This window comes from Wenjunlia vitaminophila DSM 41686 (genome assembly GCF_000380165.1).
In the GTDB taxonomy this organism is placed as follows: Bacteria; Actinomycetota; Actinomycetes; order Streptomycetales; family Streptomycetaceae; genus Wenjunlia; species Wenjunlia vitaminophila.
This window is the reverse complement of sequence record NZ_KB904647.1, coordinates 133726-159945: the sequence shown is the minus strand read 5'-3', so window position 1 is coordinate 159945 and position 26220 is coordinate 133726. Positions and strand designations below refer to the sequence as shown.

General features: G+C 71.3%; 24 protein-coding genes. 21 read left to right on the top strand and 3 right to left on the bottom strand.

Annotated elements, in window-relative coordinates; genetic code table 11:
- Positions 1–43 precede the first annotated feature (43 nt).
- Positions 44–661, top strand: coding sequence for a hypothetical protein (locus A3IG_RS0104235; RefSeq protein ID WP_018382297.1), 618 nt, complete (start codon positions 44–46; stop codon positions 659–661).
- A gap of 207 nt (positions 662–868) precedes the next feature.
- Here A3IG_RS0104235 and A3IG_RS0104230 read toward each other — a convergent pair whose 3' ends face one another.
- The gene (locus A3IG_RS0104230; RefSeq protein WP_018382296.1) at positions 869–1153 is read right to left on the bottom strand and encodes a ferredoxin; all 285 of its coding nucleotides are present in this window, start codon (positions 1151–1153) and stop codon (positions 869–871) included.
- A 261-nt stretch (positions 1154–1414) separates the two neighbouring features.
- On the opposite strand from A3IG_RS0104230, the gene arc reads away from it, so the two are divergent.
- The 6 genes from arc (at position 1415) to A3IG_RS0104200 (ending at position 7823) form a co-directional block, all read left to right on the top strand.
- Complete coding sequence (gene arc, locus A3IG_RS0104225; RefSeq protein ID WP_018382295.1) at positions 1415–3181, top strand: proteasome ATPase; 1767 nt, start codon at positions 1415–1417, stop codon at positions 3179–3181.
- Between the two features lie 238 nt (positions 3182–3419).
- Entirely contained in the window at positions 3420–4931 is a 1512-nt protein-coding gene (gene dop, locus A3IG_RS0104220) for a depupylase/deamidase Dop (RefSeq protein ID WP_078500019.1), read from the top strand.
- A gap of 130 nt (positions 4932–5061) precedes the next feature.
- The gene (locus tag A3IG_RS0104215; RefSeq protein ID WP_018382293.1) at positions 5062–5277 is read left to right on the top strand and encodes a ubiquitin-like protein Pup; all 216 of its coding nucleotides are present in this window, start codon (positions 5062–5064) and stop codon (positions 5275–5277) included.
- Between the two features lie 296 nt (positions 5278–5573).
- On the top strand, positions 5574–6419 hold the full coding sequence (prcB, locus tag A3IG_RS0104210; protein WP_026219876.1) for a proteasome subunit beta: 846 nt from the start codon (positions 5574–5576) through the stop codon (positions 6417–6419).
- A gap of 47 nt (positions 6420–6466) precedes the next feature.
- The gene (gene prcA / locus A3IG_RS0104205; RefSeq protein WP_018382291.1) at positions 6467–7282 is read left to right on the top strand and encodes a proteasome subunit alpha; all 816 of its coding nucleotides are present in this window, start codon (positions 6467–6469) and stop codon (positions 7280–7282) included.
- A gap of 142 nt (positions 7283–7424) precedes the next feature.
- Complete coding sequence (locus A3IG_RS0104200) at positions 7425–7823, top strand: ChaB family protein (protein WP_018382290.1); 399 nt, start codon at positions 7425–7427, stop codon at positions 7821–7823.
- Positions 7824–7847: 24 nt separating this feature from the next.
- On the opposite strand, the gene A3IG_RS0104195 is transcribed toward A3IG_RS0104200, so the two are convergent.
- The gene (locus A3IG_RS0104195; RefSeq protein ID WP_018382289.1) at positions 7848–8948 is read right to left on the bottom strand and encodes a LacI family DNA-binding transcriptional regulator; all 1101 of its coding nucleotides are present in this window, start codon (positions 8946–8948) and stop codon (positions 7848–7850) included.
- Positions 8949–9190: 242 nt separating this feature from the next.
- Between A3IG_RS0104195 and A3IG_RS0104190 the strand changes: the two genes are divergently transcribed.
- The 12 genes from A3IG_RS0104190 (at position 9191) to A3IG_RS0104135 (ending at position 21716) form a co-directional block, all read left to right on the top strand.
- Positions 9191–10408, top strand: a complete 1218-nt coding sequence (locus A3IG_RS0104190; protein WP_018382288.1) for an MFS transporter — start codon at positions 9191–9193, stop codon at positions 10406–10408.
- Positions 10409–10510: 102 nt separating this feature from the next.
- Positions 10511–11872, top strand: coding sequence for a Pup--protein ligase (gene pafA, locus A3IG_RS0104185; RefSeq protein WP_026219875.1), 1362 nt, complete (start codon positions 10511–10513; stop codon positions 11870–11872).
- A 131-nt stretch (positions 11873–12003) separates the two neighbouring features.
- The gene (locus A3IG_RS0104180) at positions 12004–12921 is read left to right on the top strand and encodes an FKBP-type peptidyl-prolyl cis-trans isomerase (RefSeq protein WP_018382286.1); all 918 of its coding nucleotides are present in this window, start codon (positions 12004–12006) and stop codon (positions 12919–12921) included.
- A gap of 42 nt (positions 12922–12963) precedes the next feature.
- The gene (locus tag A3IG_RS0104175) at positions 12964–13335 is read left to right on the top strand and encodes an FKBP-type peptidyl-prolyl cis-trans isomerase (RefSeq protein WP_018382285.1); all 372 of its coding nucleotides are present in this window, start codon (positions 12964–12966) and stop codon (positions 13333–13335) included.
- Between the two features lie 321 nt (positions 13336–13656).
- Positions 13657–14640 (top strand): helix-turn-helix transcriptional regulator, encoded by a 984-nt coding sequence (locus A3IG_RS0104170; RefSeq protein ID WP_018382284.1) that lies wholly within the window; start codon positions 13657–13659, stop codon positions 14638–14640.
- 10 nt (positions 14641–14650) lie between these two features.
- The gene (locus A3IG_RS0104165; protein ID WP_018382283.1) at positions 14651–15610 is read left to right on the top strand and encodes a helix-turn-helix transcriptional regulator; all 960 of its coding nucleotides are present in this window, start codon (positions 14651–14653) and stop codon (positions 15608–15610) included.
- 24 nt (positions 15611–15634) lie between these two features.
- The gene (locus A3IG_RS0104160) at positions 15635–15859 is read left to right on the top strand and encodes a hypothetical protein (protein ID WP_104530654.1); all 225 of its coding nucleotides are present in this window, start codon (positions 15635–15637) and stop codon (positions 15857–15859) included.
- Between the two features lie 36 nt (positions 15860–15895).
- Positions 15896–16087 (top strand): hypothetical protein, encoded by a 192-nt coding sequence (locus tag A3IG_RS34085; RefSeq protein WP_026219874.1) that lies wholly within the window; start codon positions 15896–15898, stop codon positions 16085–16087.
- Positions 16088–16520: 433 nt separating this feature from the next.
- On the top strand, positions 16521–16808 hold the full coding sequence (gene tatA / locus A3IG_RS0104150) for a Sec-independent protein translocase subunit TatA (RefSeq protein WP_018382280.1): 288 nt from the start codon (positions 16521–16523) through the stop codon (positions 16806–16808).
- A 55-nt stretch (positions 16809–16863) separates the two neighbouring features.
- The gene (gene tatC / locus A3IG_RS0104145) at positions 16864–17892 is read left to right on the top strand and encodes a twin-arginine translocase subunit TatC (RefSeq protein WP_026219873.1); all 1029 of its coding nucleotides are present in this window, start codon (positions 16864–16866) and stop codon (positions 17890–17892) included.
- 54 nt (positions 17893–17946) lie between these two features.
- Positions 17947–18834 (top strand): diacylglycerol kinase, encoded by an 888-nt coding sequence (locus tag A3IG_RS0104140; RefSeq protein WP_018382278.1) that lies wholly within the window; start codon positions 17947–17949, stop codon positions 18832–18834.
- 104 nt (positions 18835–18938) lie between these two features.
- A complete protein-coding gene (locus tag A3IG_RS0104135) occupies positions 18939–21716 on the top strand; it encodes a DEAD/DEAH box helicase (protein ID WP_018382277.1) in 2778 nt (925 codons plus the stop codon).
- A gap of 26 nt (positions 21717–21742) precedes the next feature.
- Here the strand turns inward: A3IG_RS0104135 and A3IG_RS0104130 are convergent, their stop codons facing one another.
- Complete coding sequence (locus A3IG_RS0104130; RefSeq protein ID WP_018382276.1) at positions 21743–22672, bottom strand: 5'-3' exonuclease; 930 nt, start codon at positions 22670–22672, stop codon at positions 21743–21745.
- Between the two features lie 377 nt (positions 22673–23049).
- Between A3IG_RS0104130 and A3IG_RS0104120 the strand changes: the two genes are divergently transcribed.
- On the top strand, positions 23050–24393 hold the full coding sequence (locus A3IG_RS0104120) for a quaternary amine ABC transporter ATP-binding protein (protein WP_018382274.1): 1344 nt from the start codon (positions 23050–23052) through the stop codon (positions 24391–24393).
- Complete coding sequence (locus tag A3IG_RS0104115; RefSeq protein ID WP_018382273.1) at positions 24386–26206, top strand: ABC transporter permease/substrate binding protein; 1821 nt, start codon at positions 24386–24388, stop codon at positions 26204–26206. The genes A3IG_RS0104120 and A3IG_RS0104115 overlap by 8 nt, the downstream gene beginning before the upstream one ends.
- Positions 26207–26220: the final 14 nt, after the last annotated feature.

Here is a 26220-nt window from a genome sequence, read left to right as displayed (position 1 = left end):
GGGCGCCGCCCTCCCGTTCCCCGCGGTGACCGGGTGTGGCACCATGCTGGCCCAGAGCGACGAGGAGTTCCGTGCCGGGCCCGTCGAGGTCACCCTTGCTGAGGAGACACCTGTGGGTAGCAGCCTTCCGCACGTCCGTTCGCAGGGTGTCCCGTGGCTGGTCACGGCCGGTGCGCTGGCCTCGGTCATCGCCGTCGGGGTGCTGGTGGCCCCGGACGAGGTGTCCGCGCGGCCCACGGCCGAGCCCCCGGTGTCCGCCCCCGACCCGCGGGACGCCGCCTATCCCCTGGACTGCCCGGGGACGTCGGTCGTGGTCGCCAGCTCGGCGCGCGGGGACCTCGACGGGGACGGCCGCACCGAGACGGTCGCGGCCGTGCACTGCGACGCCGGGAACGGCTCGCCCCCGCACGAGATCTACGTGCTCGGCCCCGGGAGGACGGCCGGGGCCGAGCCGCGGATCGTGGCCAGGTTGCTCGACTCCCAGCAGCAGATGACCGTGGAGCGGCTGTCCGTGGAGGGCCCCCAGGTCACCGCGGGGCTGCTGGGCTACTCCTCGCCCGATGTCCCGCGCTACAGCCCGGATGTGCAGGAGACGCGGAGTTGGGAGTGGAAAGCCGGTCGATTCCTCCTCGGTCGGACGTCGCTCCCGGCGAGCACCTGACCGCCTCCAAAGGAAATGGAATGCGGCATTCCGCCACCGCTTTCTTCTGCTATGACATCTCTTTTATCGTCTTTCCGGATTGCTAGACGAATGTCATTCTTTGTCGCACGGCGGCAGTGACGCCGGTCCCCGTCGGGTCGGTGCCGGGGGCGCCGGGGCGGGCGTCGGTCGTTCCCGTTGCGCCCCCGCTCAGCCGACGCGGCCGGATCACGCCTGGGCGGCGGGACCGTAGACCTCCGCCCCGTCGCTGAGCCGCCGGATGTGGATGCACTCGCCCGGGCAGTCCTTGGCGGACTCCACCACGTCGGTCAGCAGTGGCAGCGGCACCGGGACGGTCTGGCCGGGAAGCTGGCGAAGCTCGTCGTCCTCGCCCTTGACGTAGGCCAGGCCGTCGATGTCCAGCTCGAACACGTCGGGCGCGTACTGGGCGCAGATACCGTCGCCGGTGCACAGCTCCTGGTCGATCCAGACCTCGAGCGCTTCCTGGTTCACGGGCAACCTCGCCTGCTGTTCGACGTGCGGAGGGATCGGGAAGGAGCCGGGATGGAACCCCGCCTTACCGGTGTTGACCGAACCGACGATACAACCGGTCGCTTTCCGATGTTGATGGGTGGGTATCTCCCTGACGTGGGGACGTGCGCAAGGGTGAAGATCGGACACACGCCTTCCGTCTTTGTGATCTAGGGGTTTCAACACCACCCGGCCCAGGTAGGGTCTGAAAGCGTCCAGCTCCCCTTGGAGGAGGTGAGGACCGTGGCAGCCCACGACGACGACAAGAACCGCGGCAACCGGCCCGCGCGGGGTTCCGAGGATCCCGTCAGCCAGGTCGCCTTTCTCGAGCAGGAGATCGCCGTCCTGCGACGCAAGCTCGCCGACTCTCCGCGACACACGAGGATTCTCGAAGAGCGGATCGTCGAGCTGCAGACCAATCTGGCAGGCGTGTCCGCCCAGAACGAGCGGCTCGCGTCCACGCTCCGTGAGGCCCGTGACCAGATCGTCGCCCTCAAGGAGGAAGTGGACAGGCTGGCACAGCCTCCGGCCGGGTTCGGTGTGTTCCTACAGGCGAACGAGGACGGAACGGCGGACATCTTCACCGGCGGCCGGAAGCTGCGGGTGAACGTCAGCCCCAACGTCGAGTTGTCCGAGCTACAGCGCGGCCAGGAGCTCATGCTCAACGAGGCGCTCAACGTGGTCGAGGCCATGGAGTTCGAGCGCGTCGGGGACATCGTCACCCTCAAGGAGATCCTCGAGGACGGCGAGCGGGCACTGGTGATCGGTCACACCGACGAGGAGCGGGTGGTGCGGCTCGCCGAGCCGCTGCTCGGCGGCACCCTGCGGGCCGGCGACGCCCTGCTGCTCGAGCCCCGTTCCGGCTACGTCTACGAAAGGGTCCCCAAGAGCGAGGTCGAAGAGCTCGTCCTCGAAGAGGTCCCGGACATCGACTACGACAAGATCGGCGGTCTCGGCAACCAGATCGAGCTCATCCGGGACGCGGTCGAGCTGCCGTACCTGTACCCGGACCTGTTCAAGGAGCACGAACTGCGCCCGCCCAAGGGCGTGCTGTTGTACGGCCCCCCCGGCTGTGGCAAGACGCTGATCGCCAAGGCCGTGGCCAACTCGTTGGCCAAGAAGGTCGCCGAGGTCACCGGGCAGCCGGCGGGCAAGAGCTACTTCCTCAACATCAAGGGTCCGGAGCTGCTGAACAAGTACGTCGGCGAGACCGAGCGGCACATCCGCCTGGTCTTCCAACGGGCACGGGAGAAGGCGAGCGAGGGCACTCCGGTCATCGTCTTCTTCGACGAGATGGAGTCGCTGTTCCGCACCCGCGGCTCCGGGGTGAGCTCGGACGTGGAGAACACCATCGTCCCGCAGCTCCTCGCGGAGATCGACGGTGTGGAGGGTCTGGAGAACGTCATCGTCATCGGCGCCTCCAACCGTGAGGACATGATCGACCCGGCGATCCTGCGGCCCGGCCGCCTGGACGTCAAGATCAAGATCGAGCGGCCGGACGCCGAGGCGGCCAAGGACATCTTCTCCAAGTACCTGGTGTCCACCCTGCCTCTGCACTCCGAGGACCTGTCCGAGCACGGTGGCTCCCGCGAGGGCACCGTGGCCGGCATGATCCAGTCGGTGGTCGAGCGGATGTACTCCGAGACCGAGGAGAACCGCTTCCTGGAGGTCACCTACGCCAACGGTGACAAGGAGGTCCTGTACTTCAAGGACTTCAACTCCGGCGCGATGATCCAGAACATCGTGGACCGGGCCAAGAAGATGGCCATCAAGGAGTTCCTCGACCACAACCAGAAGGGTCTGCGGGTCTCCCACCTGCTCGCCGCGTGCGTGGACGAGTTCAAGGAGAACGAGGACCTGCCCAACACCACCAACCCGGACGACTGGGCCCGGATCTCCGGCAAGAAGGGCGAGCGGATCGTGTTCATCCGCACCCTGGTCACCGGAAAGCAGGGCGCGGACACCGGCCGATCGATCGACACGGTGGCGAACACCGGTCAGTACCTGTAACGAGGCGTCCGGCTGTGGGTACCCGCATGGTGCCCGCAGCCGGACGTGTCTGTCCGCAGGTCCCGTGTGGGGACGCCCGGGTTCGAGCAATGAGTGAAATGATCTCCCCACCACCGCCCGTGCGTTCTAGGCTCGGGATTACCGCGCCGACCGCGGGGCGGGGATCCGCGAACGGCCACGTCTGAAGCGGTACTTGAGTGGCGCCACCACAGCGGCGTCGCCGGGCAAGGAGGGCCGCATGACCGTACGGCGAGTAATGGGCATCGAGACGGAGTACGGCATCTCCGTTCCCGGTCACCCGAACGCCAATGCCATGCTCACCTCGTCCCAGATCGTCAACGCCTACGCCGCGGCGATGCAACGGGCCCGCAGGGCCCGCTGGGACTTCGAGGAGGAGAACCCGCTGCGCGACGCGCGGGGCTTCGATCTCGCCAGGGAAGCCGCGGACAGCAGTCAGCTCACCGACGAGGACATCGGCCTGGCCAACGTCATCCTGACCAACGGGGCCCGGCTCTACGTGGACCACGCCCACCCGGAGTACTCCGCGCCCGAGGTGACCAATCCGCGGGACGCCGTGCTGTGGGACAAGGCCGGGGAACGGATCATGGCGGAGGCGGCCGAACGCGCCGCCCAGCTCCCGGGGGCCCAGCCGATCCACCTGTACAAGAACAACACCGACAACAAGGGCGCGTCCTACGGCTGTCACGAGAACTACCTGATGCGGCGCGCCACGCCGTTCTCCGACATCGTTCGCCACCTCACCCCGTTCTTCGTCTCCCGGCAGGTGGTGACCGGCGCGGGTCGGGTCGGCATCGGCCAGGACGGCCAGGAGCACGGCTTCCAGATCAGCCAGCGGGCCGACTACTTCGAGGTGGAGGTGGGTCTGGAGACGACCCTCAAGCGACCCATCATCAACACCCGGGACGAGCCCCACGCGGACGCGGAGAAGTACCGCAGGCTGCATGTGATCATCGGGGACGCCAACCTGTCGGAGATCTCCACCTACCTCAAACTGGGCACCACCTCCCTGGTGCTCTCCATGGTGGAGGACGGCTTCATCGCCGTGGACCTCGCCGTGGACCAGCCGGTGCGCACCCTGCACCAGGTCTCCCACGACCCGACGCTGCGCGAGCTGGTCACGCTCCGCGACGGCCGGCGACTCACCGCGGTCCAGCTCCAGATGGAGTACTACGAACTGGCCCGCAAGTACGTGGAGGACCGGTACGGCAACGACGCGGACGAGCAGACCAAGGACGTCCTCACCCGCTGGGAGGACGTGCTGGGGCGGCTGGAAACCGACCCGATGAGTCTGTCCGGGGAGCTGGACTGGGTGGCCAAACGGCACCTGTTCGAGGGCTACCGCAAGCGGGACGGGCTGGGCTGGGAGGCGCCCCGGCTGCACCTGGTGGACCTGCAGTACGCCGACGTCCGGCCGGAGAAGGGTCTGTACAACAGGCTGGTGGCCCGGGGCCGGATGAAGCGGCTGCTGTCGGAGGAGGACGTGCAGGGGGCCAAGACGGCGCCGCCCGAGGACACCCGTGCCTACTTCCGGGGGCGCTGCCTCGAACAGTACGCGGACGACGTCGCCGCTGCCTCCTGGGACTCGGTGATCTTCGACCTGCCGGGGCGCGACTCGTTGCAACGGGTGCCCACCCTGGAGCCGCTGCGCGGCACCCGGAACCACGTCAAGGAGCTGCTGGACCGCTGCCGCACGGCAGAGGACCTGGTCAGGGTGTTGTCAGGGGGCTGAAGCGGCGCCCACGGGGGAATCATCGAGGTGGTTGCCGCGGTTTGTGGGCACGTGTGAGGAGGCGAGGGCCGAACCGGGGCCTCGCTTGTAGGGTCTGATCAGGTACGTCGAACCGAGCGGGGTGAGGGACATGGCGACAAAGGACACCGGCGGACAACAGCGGGCCACGCGCTCGACGGAGGAGTCCGACGAGACCGCACAGGACGTGCAGGCGTCGGAGGACCTCAAGGAACGGCAGGAGAAGCTGTCGGACGACGTGGACTCCGTGCTGGACGAGATCGATGACGTGCTCGAGGAGAACGCGGAGGACTTCGTGAGGTCGTTCGTCCAGAAGGGCGGCGAGTAGCCGGCAGGCGTCCGGCGTCGGGGCGGGCGGACGGGCGGACCGGCCCGCGTCCCCGACGTGGACCGAGGCGGTACGGCGCGGAGCTGCACCGTGCACACCCGACCACGGGGGACGGCCGTCCCCCGTGGTCGGGTGGCCCGTCGGCTCCGCTGCGACGGCGGAGCGAGCGGGCCGCGATCACCGGGCCGGTAAGGTCCGTGGCGTGCCGTGAGCTCCTGCGGCAACGCCGCCCCAGGGCGGCACAGGGACCGGCCTGACGTGATGCGCCGGGCGGCCGACTGAGTGGAAGGGATCGTGTGGAAGCCAACACTGGTGGCGCCGGGCGTCTACCGGCTGCCTTCTTGACGCCGGGATCGTCATCGTTCCTCGAGTTCCTGGCCGAGTACCGGCCAGAGCTGCTGCCCGGGCGGCGTAACGTGCCGCCGGTGCAGGGCCCCGTCGAGGTGCCGCACGGGACGACCATCGTTGCGGCGACGTTCCCAGGCGGCGTCGTGATGGCCGGTGACCGACGGGCCACGATGGGCAACGTCATCTCCCAGCGTGACATCGAGAAGGTGTTTCCCGCCGACGAGTACTCGGCGGTCGGCATCGCGGGGACCGCGGGCCTGGCCGTGGAGATGGTCAAGCTGTTCCAGCTCGAGCTGGAGCACTACGAGAAGATCGAGGGCGCGGTGCTCTCCCTGGAGGGCAAGGCGAACCGGCTCTCCACGATGATTCGCAGCAACCTCGGCATGGCCATGCAGGGCCTGGCTGTGGTGCCCATGTTCGCCGGGTACGACCTGGACCGCAGCAAGGGACGGATCTTCTCCTACGACGTCGCGGGCGGACGGGCGGAGGAGCGCGGGTTCGCCGCCACCGGTTCCGGTTCGGTGTTCGCCAGGGGATCGCTGAAGAAGCTGTACCGCAACGACCTGACCCAGTCGCAGGCCGTCACCCTCGCCGTCCAGGCACTGTACGACGCGGCTGACGACGACTCGGCCACCGGCGGCCCCGACCTGGCGCGGCAGATCTTCCCCATCATCATGGTGATCACCGAGGAGGGGCTGCGCCGACTCACCGAGGCGGAGGTCTCCGAGGTCGCCCGCACGGTGCACGCCAGGCGCCTGGAGCAGCCGAACGGCCCCCAGGCCCCGGTGCTGTGAGGAGCCGGCGCATGCAGAAGCCACTGACAGAAAAGGACGGGTAGCCGGTGTCGACGCCGTTCTACGTCTCACCCCAGCAGGCCATGGCGGACCGTGCGGAGTTCGCCCGCAAGGGCATCGCGCGCGGCCGCAGCGTGGTCGTGCTCCAGTACGCCGACGGCATCCTCTTCGTCGCCGAGAACATGTCCCGTGCGCTGCACAAGATCAGTGAGATCTACGACCGGATCGCGTTCGCCGCGGTGGGCAAGTACAACGAGTTCGAGAACCTGCGCATCGTCGGGGTGCGCTACGCCGACGTGCGGGGGTACTCCTACGACCGGGCCGACGTCAACGCCCGCGGTCTGGCCAACGTCTACGCCCAGGCGCTGGGCAACATCTTCTCCAGCGCCGCGGAGAAGCCGTACGAGGTGGAGCTGATCGTCGCCGAGGTCGGCGAGGAACCCGAGGACGACCAGATCTACCGGTTGCCGCACGACGGCTCCATCGTGGACGAGAACGCCACGGTCGCCATCGGCGGCAACGCCGACCAGATCGGCAGTTACCTCACCGAGCGGCACGTTCAGGGCATGTCCCTGGGGGAGGCGCTGCGCCTCGCGGTGGACTCCCTGGCCCGGGACTCCAACGGCTCGGAGCGGACCCTCACCCCGGAACAGCTCGAGGTCGCGGTGCTGGACCGCACCAGGCCCCAGCAGCGCAAGTTCAAGCGGGTGCTGGGTCGCCAGCTCGCCAGGCTGCTGGAGGGCGCCCCGGCGGAGGGCGAGCAGGGGCCGTCGGAGGCGGGGGAGGACGCCGCAGGGTCGGCCGACGCGCCGGACACCGAGGGCTCGGGCGGTTCCGGTGGGGAGGGCTCCGCCACGGACTGAGTGGAGGACGCACGACTGACGGCCGCGCCCGGACCTGGCCACCGGGCGCGGCCGACCGCTGTTTGGGTGGCGCGTCGTCGGGCAGCCGAACCAGGACACGCCCGCTCCTCACCGGAGCCGGGGCGACAGGGAGGTGAGCGACATGCCAGGACGCCAGGAGATCCCGTCGACGCTGCGGCGCTCGCCCAGCGAGGCGCAGCGGACCTGGATCAAGGCCCATGACTCCGCCGTCCGGGAGTACGGGGAGGGCCAGCGTTCCCACCGGGTGGCCTACGGCGCCCTCAAGCACAAGTTCGAGAAGGTGGGCGACCACTGGGAGCGCAAGGAGGCCGGGCGCAAGGGGCCGAGCGACCCCCGGTCCGCCCGTCCCCGTCAGGCCGGCGGGCGCAGCGGCCAGGGTGTCGACGAACAGGCGAGCAGGACCCACCTGTACGACGTCGCCAAACGCCTGGGCATCCGGGGCCGCTCCTCGATGAGCAAGACGGACCTGCTGGAGGCGATCCGCAAGGAGAACCGGTCCGAGACCCGTAGGGCCCGCTGAGTCCGGGCGCCGCGCCGGTGGGTGTCACCGCCGTGGCGCTGGCGCGGTGGAGTCACGCACCGCCAGGGTGACCGGCAGCGGAGGCCGTTCCGTGAAGGAGCCGGCGAGCAGGTCGAGCAGGGCGCGCATACCGTGCGCGCCCAACTGCTGCGCGGGGAGCCGCACCGTGGTCAGCTCCGGGTCGAGGGCGGTGGCGAGCGAGAGGTCGTCGAAGCCGGTGACCGACACGTCGCCCGGCACGGACAGCCCGAGCCGGCGCACCGCCTTGCAGGCTCCGGCGGCGATGGTGTCGTCGTCGCAGACGAGGGCGGTGGGCCGGGGCCCGGGCCCGGTCAGTGCCCGCCGGGCCGCGGTCTGGCCGCCGCCGACGGAAAGGTCGGCCGGCTCGCTGCCCGGTACGGCGTCCGGGACGGTGGCCATGGATTCGCGGAAGGTGCGGGAGCGGACCCGGAAGGTCCAGGAGTCGATGGCCGCGCCGAGGTGGGTGATCCGGCGGTGGCCCAGGCCGGTCAGGTGGCCGACGACCTGGCGCATCCCGTCGGCCAGGTCGTGGTTGACGGTCGCCGTGGTGTCGCGGGCGGCGGGAGCCGGGGCGTCCGGTTCCCGGTGGCCGGGGTCCCCGGGTGCGGTCGGCGGAGCGCTGTCCAGCATGACCAGGGGGAGCGCCTGGCCGCCGGGGAAGCTCCCGCGGATCTCCCGCAGGGCGTCGGCCGCCATCGAGGAGGCGATGACGCCGTCCAGCGCACCCCGGGTGGACTCGAACGGGTTCCGGGCCGTCCCGACCCCCTGGGGGGAGGGGTACAGCACCAGACCGAACCCGTGCTCGGCCGCGACCGCGACCGCGCCGGCATAGACGTTGCCGAAGAACTCGCTGGTCAGAGCGGGCACCACCAGGAGCGCCGTGCGGGTGCTGCCGAGTCTGAGGTCGCGCGCCGCCAGGTTGGGCCGGTACCCGAGGTCGGTCGCAGCCTCGCGGACCGCGGCGGCGGTGCGGGGTGACACCCGCCCCTGCCACTTGCCGCCGAGCACCAGGGAGACGGTGGCCTGGGAGACGCCGGCGGCCCGGGCCACGTCCCGGCTGGTGGGACGGGGCCCGGGGGCGACGTCCCGGTGGGTGCTGGGCACCGTTGGCCTCCCGGGTGCGGGGTGGACGGGGCATCGTGGGGAATCGAGTGGACCCGGTGTCGCGGCCATGGTACGTATGAGCGAGCGACGTTATACGTAACACGTCGCCCCTGCGCCTCGGAGTCGTCGTCCCTGCGCCTCGGAGTGTGGCGACACACGAGGCGCGGTGTACAACACGGCGAGGGCGCCGGTGGACACGGCAGTGGAACGGCCGGCCGCACGGTCGGCGGGGAGGGGCACAGATGGCCGACGGCTCGGGGTACCTGGGACTGATGCGCGCCCGGTACGCCCCCCGCCTGCTCGCCGGCACCCTGGTCGGCCGCCTGCCAGCGGCGATGGCCGCGCTGGCGATCATGCTCTACGCCCGGGCCGAGGGCGCCGACTACACCCTCGCCAGCGTGCTGTCGGCGACCTACGGCATCACCATGGCGGTGGGCCAGCCGTTGCTGGGCCGGGCGGTGGACAAACGCGGCCAGACCCGGGTGATGACCGGAGCGGTACTGCTGTCCGCCGCTGGGTTCACCCTGTTCGCCCTGGTCGGCCCGGAGCCGCTGCTGCTGTCCGTGCCCGCGGTCGCCGTGGCCGGCCTGTGCACCCCTCCCCTCGAGGCCGGCCTGCGGGCGTTGTGGCCGAGCGTGCTCGGCAACCAGGGGCAGGTGCACGCCGCCTACGCGTTGGACGCCGCGGCCCAGGAGATCATGTTCGCCGGAGGCCCACTGCTGGTCACCCTGGTCGTGGCAACCGCCTCGGAGGGTGCGGCCGTGGTCGCCACCGGACTGCTCGGCGTTGCCGGCACCGCCGTGGTGGTGACGTCCAAGCCGTCGCGCCAGTGGCGCGGTGAGCCGCAGGAGGCGCACTGGCTGGGGCCGCTGCGGTCGGTGGGACTGCGGGCGCTGTTCTCCAGTCTGTTCTTCGTCGGGGTCGCCCTGGGGGCGATCTCCGTCGCCGCCGTCGCCTACGGCGAACGCCACGGGGGCGAGGGGGTGACGGGTTGGCTGCTGGCCGCGCTCGGATTCGGGGCCCTGGTCGGTGGGCTCGGCTACGGCGTGCGGACCTGGCCCGGCGCCCCGGAGCGGCGACTGCGCCTGCTGATGACCGGCCTCGCCCTGGGCTACCCGCCGCTGCTGCTCACTCCGGGAGTGGGCCCCATGGTGGGCCTGGCCGTGCTCTCCGGCGTCTTCCTCGCGCCCGCACTGGCCTGCTCCTTCGTCGTGGTGGACCGGCACGCCCCGGCGGGAACGGTCACCGAGGCGTTCTCCTGGCTGGTCACCGCGTTCGGCGTGGGCGCCTCCCTGGGCACCGCGGCGGCCGGGCCCGCGGTCCAGCACGGTGGGGCCGACGCCGGCTACGGCGTGGCCGCCGGCGGTGGGGTGGTCGCGCTGCTGGTCCTGCTGGCCACCACCAGGGTGCTCGCGGCCCCCGCGCAGCGCCCGCAGCCGGCCCCGTTGCCGACCGTCTGACGCCCCCGCGGCCCCGTCCGGGACCGGGATCCCGGGCAGGTGATCGGATTCCGGCTGCTCGAACCCGGTTTCAGACCGTCCTCACGGGCGTACTGTTCAGTCATGGACCGCCGCATTTTCGGGTTGGAGAACGAGTACGGCGTCACGTGCACTTTCCGGGGACAGCGCCGCCTCTCCCCGGACGAGGTGGCGCGGTACCTCTTCCGTCGTGTCGTTTCCTGGGGCCGCAGCAGCAACGTGTTCCTGCGCAACGGCGCCCGCCTCTACCTCGACGTGGGATCGCACCCGGAGTACGCCACTCCCGAGTGTGACAACGTGATCGAGCTGGTCACCCACGACAAGGCCGGCGAGCGCACCCTCGAGGGCCTCCTCGTCGACGCCGAGCGCCGTCTGCACGAAGAAGGCATCGCCGGTGACGTCTACCTGTTCAAGAACAACACCGACTCAGCCGGCAACTCCTACGGCTGCCACGAGAACTACCTGGTCGCCAGGCACGGCGAGTTCTCCCGCCTGGCAGACATCCTCATCCCCTTCCTGGTCACCCGACAGTTGCTGTGCGGGGCGGGCAAGGTGCTCCAGACCCCGCGCGGCGCCGTCTACTGCGTGAGCCAGCGCGCCGAGCACATCTGGGAGGGCGTCAGCTCGGCGACCACCCGTTCCCGTCCGATCATCAACACCCGCGACGAGCCGCACGCGGACGCCGAGCGCTACCGGCGCCTGCACGTCATCGTGGGCGACTCGAACATGTCCGAGACCACCATGCTGCTCAAGGTCGGCGCCACCGACCTGGTGCTGCGCATGATCGAGGCCGGCACGGTGATGCGCGACCTCACCCTGGAGAACCCGATCCGGGCGATCCGGGAGGTCAGCCACGACATCACCGGCCGGCGCAAGGTGCGGCTGGCCAGTGGGCGCGAGGCGTCCGCCCTGGACATCCAGGAGGAGTACTACTCCAAGGCGGTGGACTTCGCCGAGCGACGGGGCATTCGCGTGGGCACGGTCGAGCGGGTGCTCGACCTGTGGGGCCGCACCCTGGAAGCCGTCAGGACGGGTGACCTCGACCGGGTCGCGACCGAGATCGACTGGGTGATGAAGTACCAGCTCATCGAGCGCTACCGGAACCGCGACAACATCACCATGTCGCACCCGAGGATCGCCCAGATCGACCTCGCCTACCACGACATCCACCGCCGCCGGGGGCTGTACTACCTCCTGGAGAAGCGCGGCCGGGCGGCCCGGGTGTGCAACGACGTACGGATCTTCGAAGCCAAGTCGGTGCCACCGCAGACGACGCGTGCCCGGCTCCGTGGCGACTTCATCCGGCGGGCCCAGGAGCAGCGTCGGGACTTCACCGTGGACTGGGTGCACCTCAAGCTCAACGACCAGGCCCAGCGCACGGTGCTGTGCAAGGACCCGTTCCGTTCGGTTGACGACCGGGTCGACAAGCTCATCGCCGGCATGTGACGTCCCCCGCGACGCCGGAGGCGACGGTGACGGCGGAGGCGCACAGCGCGTACTCCGCCGTCCAGGCGTGTCCTGGTTAGAGTGGCCATTCCACTCCTGTCCGTCCACTCCTGGTTAACCGAGGGATTCCCGTGCGTCGAATCGCCGCCCTGCTGACTGTTCCCCTCCTGCTCGTCTCCGCCGCCGCGTGCGGCAGTGACGACGACTCCTCGTCACCCACCACCAAGGGCGGCATCCCCGCCGTGAGCGGCAAGGCGGACGAGGAGCCGAAGGTGGCCAAGGGGGAGGGCGACCCGCCCAAGACCCTCAAGGTCAAGGTGCTCAAGGAGGGCACGGGCAAGGAGGTGACCAAGGGCAGCGCGGTCACCGCCAACTACCTCGGGCAGAGCTGGGACGGGAAGGTCTTCGACAACAGCTGGGCGAAGAACCAGCCCGCGACCTTCGAGATCGGCCTCGGCCGGGTCGTCAAGGGCTGGGACGAGGGTCTGGTCGGCCAGAAGGTGGGCAGCCGCGTCGAGCTGGTCATCCCGCCGGACAAGGCCTACGGGGCCAACCCGCCGGCGAACAGCGGCATCGAGAAGAACGCCACGCTGGTGTTCGTGGTGGACATCAAGTCGATGATCAACGCGGTGCCCAAGGGGCAGAAGGTCCCCCAGGACGACCCCAAGCTGCCCAAGGTCGGCACCAACGCCGACGGCATGCCGCCGAAGATCACCCTGCCCAAGGGCAAGCCCGCCGAGCCCACCAAGATCATCTCTGAGCCGATCATCAAGGGCACCGGCGAGATGGTCCAGGCGAAGGACACCATCGTCGCCCACTACGCGGTGGAGCTGTGGAACGGCAAGCCCGGCGGGGGGAACACCTGGCAGCAGGGCGGGCCCCAGGAGGTCCCGTTGGCCCAGATGCCCGGCTGGGAGAAGGCCCTCGCCGGGGAGAAGGTGGGCAGCCGGGTGCTGGTCGTGGTGCCCAAGTCCGAGCTGGACGCCAAGCAGCGCAAGGAGATCGGCACCGCGGTGGTCTTCGTCATCGACATCCTGGACGTCATGTAAGACTGGCATGATCGCTATCAGGACCGACGAGGGGCAGTTGTCGTGAGCATCGAGAAGCCGCTGGTGGAGTTCCCCGGGGGAGAGCCGCCGGCCGAGCTGGAGATCAAGGACCTCTGGGAGGGCGACGGCGAGGTCGCCAAGGCGGGTCAGACCGTCACCGTGCACTACGTCGGGGTGGCGTTCAGCACCGGTGAGGAGTTCGACGCGAGCTGGAACCGAGGCACCCCGTTCCGCTTCCCCCTGGGGGGTGGCCGCGTCATTGCCGGTTGGGACCAGGGCGTGCAGGGCATGCGGGTCGGTGGACGCCGACAGCTCACCATCCCGCCGCACCTCGCCTACGGTGACCAGTCGCCGACTCCGGCGATCAAGCCGGGCGAGACGCTGATCTTCGTGGTGGACCTGCTCGGGGTCTGAACCGCCGCGCCGTGCCGGCCCCCGCGTCACCGGACCCCCGGGACGCGGGGGCCGGCCGTGTGCGCGCCCCGGCCGCCGGACCCGCCCCCCGAGCCTCCCGGCACGCTCCGGGGAGGCGGTGTGGATCTCGCTTTGGCCGAACGCGCCGGTGGCGGTACGGTCAACGATCAGCAGCGGGGGCGGTCGTCTCCCGGCCGGACCGAGCGGAGCCGCCATCCGACCCGGTGGGTCCGGACGACGGGCGTGGCGCGGACGCGGTGTCGTCCGCGGTGTTCGCCGCGTCCACCCCCGGGCCGCGGTCGAGACCAGGAAAGGCAAGAGATGGCCATTGCCAAGGCCGAACGGCTGATGAACCTGGCGCTGTGCCTGATGAACACCACGCGCCCGCTGAGCAAGCGGGAGCTGCGCGCCTCGATTGAGGCGTACCGGGAGATGGAGGGCGGTTCCGAGGAAGCCTTCAACCGGATGTTCGAGCGGGACAAGGACGACCTGCGCGAGCTCGGGTTGATCATCGAAACCGCGGAGAGCCTCGACGACGAGGTCGGCTACCTCGCCCGTCGGGACCGCAACCGCCTGCCCGAAGTGGCGCTCGACGCCGAGGAGGCCGCCGCGCTCGGCCTCGCCGCCCGGGTCTGGCAGCAGGCCCGTCTCGCCGAGGCGGCCTCGGGGGCGCTGCACAAGCTCCGTGCCGCCGGCGTTCCGTTCGAGACCGAGGGGGCCGGGTCCCTGGGCGCGCTGGAGCCGCACATCCCGGTCCACGAGGCGGCGTTCGAACCGCTGATGCTCGCCGCCCGGGACCGCCGCCCGGTCACCTTCGACTACCGCAAGGCCACCGCGGCGCGTCCCGAGCAGCGCCACGTGGAGCCCTGGGCCCTGGAGTGCTGGCGCGGGCACTGGTACCTCGCGGGCTGGGACCGCGACCGCAAGGCCGGGCGGGTGTTCCGGCTCAGCAGGATCACGGGTCGGGTCAGGACCGGCTCGGGGAAGTTCACCGCGGACGTCCCGGACCACGTGGACGTCCGGGAGACCGTGGCCCGCTGGGGCGGCGAAGGGGCCACCGCCACCGCGCGGATTCGGCTGCGCCGCGGCGCGGGCTACCCGCTGCGGGCCAAGGCGCTGGACCTGCGACCGGTCGACGCCGAGTGGGACGAACTGGAGATTCCGTACGGCCGCGGCCTGGACGCCCGGCTGGTGGAGTTCGGACCTGACGTGGTGGTCCTCGCCCCCGCCGAGCTGCGGGCCGACGTGGTGGACCGGCTGCGGGCCGTGGCCCAGGGCCCGACCAGCGAACCAGCGAAGGGGTGAGGACCAAGCCATGGCCAACGCCATCGACCAGACCCGGCGGATGCTGTCGCTCGTGACCTATCTGCGGGAGCGTCCGGGCGCGCGGATCAGTGACGTCGCCCGGGCCTTCGGGATCAGTGAGGCCGAGCTCATCGGGGACCTCGACGTGCTGCCGATGTGCGGCACCAGCTTCCGCGGCGGTGACCTGCTGGACATCGACACCGACGGCGAGCGGATCTGGTGGCACAACGTGGACGACGTGGCGCAGCCGCTGCGCCTCGCCGCCGACGAGGCCACCGCGCTGCTCGTGGCGGCCCGCGCGGTGGCCACCCTGCCCGGGCTTCGGGAGGGCGACCGGCAGGCCCTGCTGCGCGCCACCGCCAAGCTCGAGGCCGCGGCGGGCGAGGCGGCCCGGGGCAGCGCCCGGCTCTCGGTCACCTTCGAGGCCGAGGGCAGCGTCTTCGCCGACGTGGACCGCGCGATAGCCGAACGGCGGCGGCTGCGCATCAGCTACTACTCGCCGGGGCGGGACGCGGTGACCGAGCGCGAGGTGGACCCGATCCGGCTGTTCACCGTCGGCCACACCTACTTCGAGGCGTGGTGCCGGCTGTCGGAGGACCGCAGGACCTTCCGCCTGGACCGGGTGGCGGAGATCGAGCTGCTGGACGAGCCGGCAGACCCCCCGCCCGTGGAGCTCCGCGACCTGTCCCAGGGCCTGGTGCAGCCCTCCGCCGACGACCCGGAGGTCGTCCTGGAGGTGGGACCGGCGGGACGCTGGGTCGCCGAGTACTACGACCACGACCACGCGGAGGAACTGCCCCAGGGAGGGCTGCGGATCACGCTCCGCGCCGCCGACCCGCTCGGCCTGCGCCGCCTTGCCCTGCGCCTGGGGGCGGACGGGCGGGTGGTGGCCCCGCCCGAGTTGGCCGCGAGCGCCAGACAGGCCGCCGAGGCGGCACTGGCCGGATACTCCGAACAGCGGGAACCATAGGGACGGGGGAGCTGAGGAGGACGGCTGGTGACCACTGTGGTGTTCAGGGCGGGCTGCCCCGACTGCGGCGGCCGGTTCCGCCTGGACTCGGACGCGCTCCGACTGGCGATCGGAGGGTCGAGCAAGACCACCTTCTACGCCTTCACCTGCCCTGACTGCGGCGCCTCGGTGCGCAAGCCGGCGGGGGAACGGATCGTGGAACTGCTCACCGGCGGCGGGGTGCGCACCATGCGGTTGCACACCGGCTGACCGCGGCGGGTGGGCCGGGCGCGGTAGTGTCGTCGCATGCCGTGGACGATCATGTACGTGGGTCTTGCGCTCGCCGGGCTCGCCGTCCTCTCCTGGCTCGGCCTCCGGGTGCTCGCCGAGGTCCGGAACCTCACCGAGCAGCTCCGCCGGGCCATGCACGCCACCAGGGCGGCGTCCGAGGAGCTGGACGAGGCGGTGGCCCCGCTGGCCGCCCGGCGCCGCGGGTGACCCCGTGACCGGTCGGAGCGTGGCCGGCGACGGGGGCGACGGGGCCGTGGGAACCCGGTCCCCCGGGCGGGCAGGGCAGGAGTACCCTCTCCTCACCACGGTCGATGTCCGTTCCCCGTGGGCCGCGAAGGGCGTGATCTGCGGCCTCTTGGGTGTTGCCAACGGTTAACCCCCGCGGGTTACGATCGCTGGCAGTGGATGCTCGGCTCAGTGCGCGTCAGCGTAGACGCCTCGGAACCGGGTCCCGGAGACGCGCCACTGGACGACAGGCCCGGGCGATCACGCCCCAGGCAACCCGCCGTCGGAGACGCGGCCTTCGACAACACGGCCTCGACAGACGTGGTCCCGAAGCTGGGGCCTCGGAAACGCGGACCCACATCGGACCCGCCAGGAACGCGGACCCACGCCGCCTGGAGTGAGAAGGTAATCGCTTATGTTTGGCAAGCTCGGCCCCACTGAGATCATTCTCATCCTTGTGGTCATCCTGCTGCTGTTCGGTGCGAAGCGCCTTCCGGACATGGCCCGGTCGCTCGGCAAGTCGGCCCGCATCCTCAAGAGCGAGGCCAAGGCCATGAAGACGGACGGTGCCAGCGCGGACGCCTCGGGCGCCCCGCCGCAGCCCGACCCCGCGCAGCAGGCGGCCCCCCGGACCATCCAGGCCGCGCCCGGTGACGTCGCCGGGGCCCGGCCAGTGGCGGAGCCCGACCACACCCAGCGCTGACCCACGTCCACCCAAGAGCCCGTTCGGCTACCGCACGAGATAACGAGGACCGGGGTTGCTCAAGCCTGCTCGCAAGCCCAAGGACCCCGAGGGGCGCATGCCGCTCGCGGAGCATCTGCGTGAGCTGCGCAATCGCTTGTTCAAGTCGATGGTGGCGATCATCCTCGTCACCGTCGTCGCCGCGTTCTTCTACAAGGACCTGATCGACTTCCTGGTCAATCCGGTCCTGGACTCGGTCGGCTGCGGCGCCTCGCTGAGCGAGATCGCCGAGAAGACGACCAAGGACGAGGCGTGCGCCCACATGACGATGAACGGCCTGCTCACGCCGTTCACCCTGGCGCTGAAGGTCTCGTTGGTGGCGGGCGTGGTGCTGGCCAGCCCGATCTGGCTGTACCAGCTCTGGGCGTTCCTGGCTCCCGGTCTGCACGCGAACGAGAAGAAGTACACGCTGGCGTTCGTGGGTGCCGGCTTCCCGCTGTTCATCGGCGGTGGCTTCTTCGCCTACAAGATCCTGCCGACCACCGCCGAGGTGCTGATCGGGTTCACTCCGCAGAACGTCGACAACCTGCTCCCCCTCGACGACTACCTCGACCTCGTCGTGCGCATGGTGGTCGTCTTCGGACTGTCGTTCGAGATGCCGCTGCTGCTGGTGCTGCTCAACATGGGTGGCGTGATTCCCGGCCGGAAGATGGCCGGCTGGTGGCGCGGCATGATCATGGGCATCGTGGTCTTCGCCGCGGTGGCCACCCCGTCCACGGACCCGCTGAGCATGATGGCCCTCGCCGGCCCGATCGTGATCCTGTACTTCATCGCCGTGGGAGTGTCGCTGGCCAACGACTGGCGTCGGCGCCGCAGGCGGGCGGCCGACCCGGACGCCAACCTCGACGATGACGAGGCGTCCTCCCTCGACCTCACCCCGGAGCCCGTCGGCGACCCGAACGACGTCGAGGCAGGCGGGGTCGAGCCGGTTGAGCCGGTCGTCGCCCACGCCCTGACGGAGGGCATTCCGGAGCAGGCCGACGGGGCGGAACGGGGTTCCGCGGTGTCCGGCCGGCAGGAACGCGCGGACGACGACATCACGTGACCGGGTCAGTGGGCGCCTTCCTCGGGCCTGGCCTGGACCGATAGGGTCCCCTCCGTGCATCGCGACATCCTTCTCTTCGTCAATCCCACCGCCGGCCGCGGCCGTGGGGCCCAGGCCGCGGGTCCCGCGGAGGAGGCGCTCAGCAGCGCCGGCTTCACCGTCCGGAAGGTCGTCGGCGTGGACGCGGACGACGCCCTGGACAAGCTGCGCCGGGCCGCGGCGGACGGCGACGCGGCCGTGGTCGCCGTCGGCGGGGACGGCATGGTGGGCCTGGCGCTCCAGGCCGTGGCCACGACCTCCACCCCGCTCGGCGTCGTCGCGGTCGGCACCGGCAACGACTTCGCGCGCAGCGTGGGCCTCCCCGTTGACGACCCGTCCGCCGCCGCCCGGATCGTCGCCGACGCGCTGAAGGAGGAGCGGGTCCGCTCCGTGGACCTCGGCCGCGTCGGCGAGCGCTGGTTCGGCACCATCCTGGCCAGCGGCTTCGACTCCCGCGTCAACGACCGGGCGAACCGGATGCGCTGGGCCCGGGGCCGGCTCCGCTACGACCTGGCGCTCCTCGCCGAGCTCGGCACCCTCAGGCCCGTGCCGTTCCGGATCTCCCTCGACGGCGGACCGGAGCAGGACGTCGAGGCGACCCTGATCGCGGTCGGCAACGGTGCCTCGTACGGCGGCGGGATGCGCATGTGCGGAGGGGCGGAGCTGGACGACGGGCAGTTCGACATCACGGTCGTCGGCCCGTGCAGCCGCACCACCCTGCTGCGGGTCTTCCCCCGGGTGTACAAGGGCACCCACCTGGACCACCCCGTGGTCACCGTGCACCGCGCGGCCACCGTGCGGCTCTCGGCACCCGGTGTGACCGGGTACGCCGACGGGGAGCCGCTGGGCGCCCTGCCGCTGACCGCGGAGACGGTGCCCGGCGCCGTGGGCGTCCTGGTCTGAGGCGCCGGCGCCGGACACGGGCGTCGCGCCGGCCCCGCCCCGGTCGGCTAAATGGTCGCGACCGCTGTCGGCGGTGGCCGGTAGGCTCGAGGGTAATGAACGCCATGTCCCCGGCGGAGCGCTACGCCGCCGCCCGAGAGCGCGCGAAGGAGCAGGCCACCGCGCTCGGCTCGTTCCGCCAGATGTACGAGTTCGGCCTGGATCCGTTCCAGCTCGATGCCTGCTCCGCCCTCGAGGCGGGGCGCGGCGTGTTGGTCGCGGCACCCACCGGCTCCGGCAAGACCATCGTCGGTGAGTTCGCCGTCCACCTGGCCCTGCGCGAGGGCCGCAAGTGCTTCTACACCACCCCGATCAAGGCGCTGTCCAACCAGAAGTACGCCGACCTGGTCAAGCGCTACGGCACCGACACCGTCGGCCTGCTCACCGGGGACAACTCCATCAACGGGGGCGCGCCGGTGGTGGTGATGACCACCGAGGTCCTCCGGAACATGCTGTACGCCGGCTCGTCCGGTCTTGCCGGCCTGGGCTACGTGGTGATGGACGAGGTCCACTACCTGTCCGACCGTTTCCGCGGCGCGGTGTGGGAGGAAGTGATCATCCACCTCCCGGAGTCGGTCACCCTGGTCTCGCTCTCGGCCACGGTCTCCAACGCCGAGGAGTTCGGCGACTGGCTGGACACCGTCCGCGGGGACACCGCGGTGATCGTCTCCGAGCACCGCCCGGTCCCGCTGTGGCAGCACGTGCTCGCCGGGCCCCGGCTGCACGACCTCTTCGTCGACGAGGCCCAGCGGGAGGTCAACCCCGACCTGCTGCGCCTGGCCCGCACCGAGAGCATCCGGCTGAGCGACCGGGGCCGCCGGGAGCGCTCCGGGCGGGAGCGGCGGGGCTACCGCAAGCCGCCGAGCCGCCGGCTGTGGACGCCGAGCCGGGTGGAGGTCGTCGACCGGCTGGACGCCGAGGGGCTGCTACCGGCGATCACCTTCATCTTCAGCCGCGCCGGGTGTGAGGCCGCGGTGCAGCAGTGCCTGCACGCCGGGCTGCGGCTCAACGACGACGGCGAGCGGGCCAGGGTGCGGGCGCTGGTGGAGGAGCGCACGGCCGCCATCCCCGACGAGGACCTGCACGTCCTGGGGTACTTCGAGTGGCTGGACGCGCTGGAGCGGGGCGTCGCGGCGCACCACGCCGGCATGCTCCCCACGTTCAAGGAAGTCGTGGAGGAGCTGTTCGTCCAAGGGCTGGTCAAGGCGGTCTTCGCCACCGAGACGCTGGCGCTGGGGATCAACATGCCGGCCCGCTCCGTGGTGCTGGAGAAGCTCGTCAAGTGGAACGGCGAGACCCACGTGGACGTCACCCCCGGGGAGTACACCCAGCTCACCGGGCGGGCCGGACGACGGGGTATCGACGTCGAGGGGCACGCCATCGTCCTGTGGCAGCCCAACCTGGACCCCGGCGCGCTGGCCGGCCTCGCCGGCACCCGCACCTACCCGCTGCGCTCGTCCTTCAAGCCGTCGTACAACATGGCGGTCAACCTCGTCGGCCAGTTCGGGCGGCACCGGTCCAGGGAGCTGCTGGAGACGTCCTTCGCCCAGTTCCAGGCGGACCGCGCGGTCGTCGGCATCTCCCGCCAGGTCCAGCGGAACGAGGAGGGCCTCGCTGGCTACCAGGAGGCGATGACCTGTCACCTCGGCGACTTCGAGGAGTACGCGGGCCTGCGCCGGGAGCTGAAGGACCGTGAGGCCGAGCTGGCCCGGCAGGGCGTCGCCCAGCGCCGGGCCGCGGCCGCCGAGTCGCTGGAGAAGCTGCGCATCGGCGACGTCATCCAGGTGCCGGGAGGGCGGTACGCCGGGCTCGCCGTGGTGCTGGACCCCGGGGTGGCACCCGGGCGCAGCCAGGGCTTCCGGCCCGGTCAGCACGAGGGCCCGCGTCCGCTGGTGCTCACCGCGGAGCGGCAGGTGAAACGGTTGGCCCTGATCGACTTCCCGTCGCCGGTGGAGCCGTTGGACAAGATGCGCATCCCGCGCTCGTTCAACCCGCGCAGCCCCCAGTCCCGCCGCGACCTGGCGTCCGCGCTGCGGACCAAGGCGGGCCACCACGAGCCGGCCCGGCGCCGCAAGGTGCGTTCGGCCGCCGCCGACGACACCGAGATCGCCCGGCTGCGCGCCGCCATCCGGGCGCATCCCTGCCACGGCTGCGCCGACCGGGAGGACCACGCGCGCTGGGCCGAGCGTTACCACCGGCTGACCCGGGACACCCGCCAGTTGGAGCGACGGATCGAGGGGCGGACCAACACCATCGCCCGCACCTTCGACCGGGTCTGTGCCCTCCTCGCTGATCTCGGCTACCTCGAGGGCGACACGGTCACCCCGGACGGCAGACGGCTCGGCCGGCTCTACGGCGAGCTGGACCTGCTGGCCGCCGAGTGCCTGCGCGAGCGGCTCTGGGACGGCCTGACCCCCGCGGAGCTCGCAGCCTGCGCCTCGGCGCTGGTGTACGAGGCGCGGCAGGCCGACGAGGCCGTACCGCCACGGCTGCCCCCGGGGTCCCCCCGTGAGGTGTTGGATCAGATGGTGCGGCTGTGGGGACGCCTGGACGCACTGGAGGAGCGGCACCGGCTGAACACCATCGAGAACGTGGGCCAGCGCCAGCCGGACCTGGGTTTCGCCTGGCCGGCATACCGCTGGGCCTCCGGAGCCGGACTCGACTCGGTGCTGCGGGACGCGGACATGCCCGCCGGCGACTTCGTCCGCTGGATTCGGCAGTTGATCGACGTGCTGGGGCAGATCTCCAACGCGGCCCCGGGCGACAGCCAGGTGCCCGCCACGGCCCGGAAGGCGGTGGACGCGCTGCGCCGCGGGGTGATCGCCTACTCGTCGGTGGGCTGACCACCCGGGGCCGTCGGGACGCTAGGCTAGGGCCGCGCCTCGAGCGCGGCCACCAGCCGTCGCAGGGAGCCACCGAGCCCCCAACGCGTGGCCAGCCCCGCCAGCGCCTCCGGGTCGTGGGGCCGGCGGGGCAGCTCAGCGGGCACCGCCGGCAGCGGCACGTCGTCGGCGACCCGCACCACCCTGGGCGCCACCGCGAGGTACCCGCTCGCCGCCTCGAACCTGGCCCGCTGGGCAGCGGTCAGCCGGGAGGCCGGATCGGCCACGGCGGCCAGGATCCCGGCGAGGTCACCGTGGGCGGCCAGGAGCTTGGCCGCCGTCTTCTCGCCGATCCCCGCGACGCCCGGCAGCCCGTCGCTGGGGTCACCCCGCAGCAGCGCGAGGTCGGCGTAGGCGCCCCCACTGGCCACCCCGTACTTCTCCCGCAGGCGCTCCTCGTCCACGACCTGCAGCGTGTTCATGCCCTTGACCGGGTACAGCACCCGAACCTGGCGGTCGTCGTCCACGAGCTGGAACAGGTCGCGGTCGCCGGTCACCACGTCCACCGGCCCCGCGGCCCGGGCGGTGAGGGTGCCGATCACGTCGTCGGCCTCGTACCCGGGGGCACCCACATGGGGGATGCCCAGCGCGTCCAGCACCGCCTCGATGATCGGCACCTGGGGGGAGAGGGTGTCCGGGACCTCCTCGACGTCCGGCCCCGCCGGCACCTCCTCGGCGACCCGGTGCGCCTTGTAGGAAGGGATCAGATCGACTCGCCACTGGGGCCGCCAGTCGGCGTCCATGCAGGCCACCAGGTGGGTGGGGTGGTAGTCGGTGACCAGGCGGGCGGTGAAGTCGAGTAGCCCGCGCACCGCGTTCACCGGGGTGCCGTCGGGGGCGCGCACCGACTCCGGCACTCCGAAGTAGGCGCGGAAGTACAGGCTGGCGGCGTCGAGCAGCATCAGGCGTCCGGTCACGGCTCGATGATGCCGCATCCCACCGACAATGCTCGGACACCGACAATGCTCGAACACCGACAACCCCACGACACCGGCGGGCCAGGGACCGGTGCCGCCGCCGGGGCGCCCCGCCGGGCCGTCCCGGCGTTCGACAAATCCTCAGGTGTTCCCGTGTTCCCTGACGACTACGCCTCTGATCGACGTGACCTGCCTCACGGTTCGGTTTGCGCCACCTGGGGGTGGGGGTAGGCGCGCAGCCCGGAGCGACCCACCGGAAGTACTCGGGCACCGTGGGCCACCAGGCGATGGATGGGGCAGCGGACTCCGGCGACCAGCGGCGTGCCCGTGACCCACCGGGCACGCCGCTGGTCGATGGCGACGACCGAGAGGAACACGTGTCCAGGCTGGAAGTGGAACATCTCTACAAGGTGTTCGGCAGACGCCCCCAAGACGCCGTGGCCCGGCTCCGCCAGGGTGCGGACCGGGAGGAGCTGCGCGCGGACGGGGCCACCGCCGCGGTGATCGACGCGAGCGTGACCGTGGAGCCCGGCGAGATCTTCGTGGTGATGGGCCTGTCCGGCTCGGGCAAGTCCACCCTGCTGCGGATGCTCAACGGCCTGCTGGCGCCGACGGCCGGCCGGGTCCTGTTCGACGGGCAGGACCTGACCCGGCTCCCGACCAGGGACCTGCGTCGGCTCCGGGCCCGCCGGATCAGCATGGTCTTCCAACACTTCGCCCTGTTCCCGCACCGCAGCGTGCTGGACAACGCGGCGTACGGCCTGGCCGTGCAGGGGGTGCCGCGCCCCGAACGCGAACGGCGGGCCGCCGAGGCGTTGGCGCTCGCGGGCCTCGCCGGGTGGGAGAGCTCCTGGCCCGACGAGCTCTCCGGCGGGATGCAGCAGCGGGTGGGCCTGGCCCGGGCGTTGGCCACCGACGCCGACCTGTTGCTGATGGACGAGTCGTTCAGCGCACTCGACCCGCTGATCCGCAAGGAGATGCAGGACCAGCTCCTGGGGCTCCAGCGGACCCTGCGCAAGACCATCGTCTTCATCACCCACGACCTGAACGAAGCCACGCGCCTCGGTGACCGGATCGCGGTGATGCGCGACGGCCGGATCGTGCAGACGGGCACCCCGAGGGAGATCGTGACCCAGCCGGCCAACGACTACGTGGCCTCCTTCGTCCAGGACGTGGACCGCAGCAGGATCCTCACCGCTGACGCCGTGATGGAGCCGCCGGCGGTCACCGTCCGCCCGGACGACCGGCTCTCCCAGGTGCGCCGGACGCTGGACGGCCGGGAGCAGCCCGTGGCGTTCGTGGTGGACCGGAACGGCGTCCTGATCGGCACCATCTCCCGGGACACGGCGGCTGGTACCCGGCGGGAGGCGGACGCCGACGGGGACCGTGCCGTGCGGGACCTGATGGACGCCGACCCGGTCGCGGTGGCCGTCGACGCCGGGCTGGCCGAACTGTTCGCCCCCTGCGCCACCAGCGCGCTGCCGGTGCCCGTGGTGGACGGCGAGCGCAGGTTGCTCGGGGTGGTCCCCCGGGCGGGCCTGCTCGCCGCGCTGGGCGACCGTCCCGTGGGGGGTGACCCGCGCCCCGGTCCCGTTCCGCCACCCAACCCCGCGCCACCCACGCCCGTTCCGCCACCCAGGTCCCCCGGCCGCGCCGGGGACGACGCGGTGCCCGACCGGACCGTGACCGACCTTCCAGGCAAGGAGGCCGCCGGTGCCTAGGATCGAGTTCGGCCGGTGGGCCGAGGACGTCATCGACTGGCTCCAGGCCAACCTCGGTTGGCTGTTCGACGGCGTCAACGACGTCCTGACCGGCGCGTACGACGGCGTCAGCGCGGTCCTGGCCGCCCCCGACCCCCTGCTGATGGCCGGCATCCTCGCCGTGCTCGCGCTGTGGTTGCGCGGGCCGGTCGCCGCGGTGCTCGCCCTGTGCGGCTTCCTGCTGATCGATTCGGTGGAGCTGTGGGACCAGGCCATGGACACCATGGCCCTGGTCCTGGTGGCGAGCGTGATCACCGTCGCGCTGGCCGTCCCGCTGGGCATCTGGGGGACGCGGAACCGTGTCGTGAGCGCCCTGCTGCGTCCGCTCATGGACTTCATGCAGACGATGCCGGCGTTCGTCTACCTCATCCCCGGCGTGGTGTTCTTCAGCGTCGGTGTCACCCCCGGTCTCATCGCCACCGTCGTCTTCTCCATGCCCCCGGGTGTGCGCATGACGGAGCTGGGAATCCGCCAGGTGGACGCGGAACTGGTCGAGGCGGCCGAGGCGTTCGGCACCAGCCCCCGCGACACCCTCGTCAGGGTGCAGCTCCCCCTGGCGCTGCCGACCATCATGGCCGGGATCAACCAGGTGATCATGCTGGCGCTCTCCATGGTCGTCATCGCCGGCATGGCGGGCGCCGGCGGGCTGGGGGAGACCGTCTACGCGGCGGTCACCCGGGTCAACGTCGCCCTCGGCTTCGAGAGCGGTCTCGCCGTCGTCATCCTGGCCATGTACCTGGACCGGATGACCAGCGCGCTCAACCAACGGGTCTCCCCGCTCGGCCGGAGGGCCATGGCCAAGGCCATGGCGTCGGCGTCCGGGCGCGCCGGGGCCCTCCGGCACTACCGGCCGGGAACCACCGTCGCCATGGTCGGCGTCGTGGTGCTCGCCCTGGTCGCCTCCGGCGTCAACCTCGCCGGCTCCGGCGGCGGGGACGACGTCGCCGACGAGGACGACGTGGGCCGGGGCAAGCGGATCGACATCGGCTACATCCCGTGGGACGAGGGGGTCGCCTCCACCTACCTGTGGAAGGAACTCCTCGAACGGCGCGGCTACCGGCCACGGGTCAAGCAGCTCGACCCCGGCCCGCTGTACTCGGGCATCGCCGAGGGCGACGTGGACTTCCAGACGGACGCCTGGTTGCCCACCACCCACGCGAACTACTGGAAGAAGTACGGCGCGCGGGTCAGCGACCTCGGCTCCTGGTACGGGCCCACCAGCCTGGAGCTGGCGGTGCCCTCCTACGTGAAGGGCGTCGACTCGCTCGCTGACCTCAGGGGCAAGGGCTCCACCTTCGGTGGCCGCATCGTCGGCATCGAGTCCAGCGCCGGGATGATGGGCATCCTCAACGACACGGTGGTCAAGGAGTACGGCCTGGACGGGGAGTACGAGGTGGTCTCCTCCAGCACCTCCACGATGCTCGCCCAGCTCGACCGGTCCATCAAGAGGAAGCAGCCCGTGGTGGTCACCCTGTGGACCCCGCACTGGGCCTACAGCAAGTACGACCTGAAGAAGCTGAAGGACCCCGAGGGCGCCTGGGGCTCGGGTGACGAGCTGCACACCGTCGCCAGCAGGTCGTTCGTCCGGAACGAGCCCACGGTCACCCGCTGGCTGAAGGACTTCCGGATGTCCGAGGAGCAGCTCGCCTCGCTTGAGGACCGGATCCACACCGCCGGGGAGGGCAACGAGGAGGAGGCGGTCGGGCACTGGCTCGACGAGAACCCCGAGCTGGTGGAGGAGTGGGTTCCGGTGCCCGCCGCCGCGCGGCGGTAGCCACCGCCACCGGG

Bases quoted from the DNA above. Each gene is read 5' to 3' on its own strand.
- A3IG_RS0104235 (WP_018382297.1), top strand. From the start codon at position 44: ATGCTGGCCCAGAGCGACGAGGAGTTCCGTGCCGGGCCCGTCGAGGTC.
- dop (WP_078500019.1), top strand. From the start codon at position 3,420: ATGACCGTACGGCGAGTAATGGGCATCGAGACGGAGTACGGCATCTCC.
- A3IG_RS0104215 (WP_018382293.1), top strand. From the start codon at position 5,062: ATGGCGACAAAGGACACCGGCGGACAACAGCGGGCCACGCGCTCGACG.
- A3IG_RS0104200 (WP_018382290.1), top strand. From the start codon at position 7,425: ATGCCAGGACGCCAGGAGATCCCGTCGACGCTGCGGCGCTCGCCCAGC.
- A3IG_RS0104190 (WP_018382288.1), top strand. From the start codon at position 9,191: ATGGCCGACGGCTCGGGGTACCTGGGACTGATGCGCGCCCGGTACGCC.
- pafA (WP_026219875.1), top strand. From the start codon at position 10,511: ATGGACCGCCGCATTTTCGGGTTGGAGAACGAGTACGGCGTCACGTGC.
- A3IG_RS0104170 (WP_018382284.1), top strand. From the start codon at position 13,657: ATGGCCATTGCCAAGGCCGAACGGCTGATGAACCTGGCGCTGTGCCTG.
- A3IG_RS0104165 (WP_018382283.1), top strand. From the start codon at position 14,651: ATGGCCAACGCCATCGACCAGACCCGGCGGATGCTGTCGCTCGTGACC.
- A3IG_RS34085 (WP_026219874.1), top strand. From the start codon at position 15,896: ATGCCGTGGACGATCATGTACGTGGGTCTTGCGCTCGCCGGGCTCGCC.
- tatA (WP_018382280.1), top strand. From the start codon at position 16,521: ATGTTTGGCAAGCTCGGCCCCACTGAGATCATTCTCATCCTTGTGGTC.
- A3IG_RS0104135 (WP_018382277.1), top strand. From the start codon at position 18,939: ATGTCCCCGGCGGAGCGCTACGCCGCCGCCCGAGAGCGCGCGAAGGAG.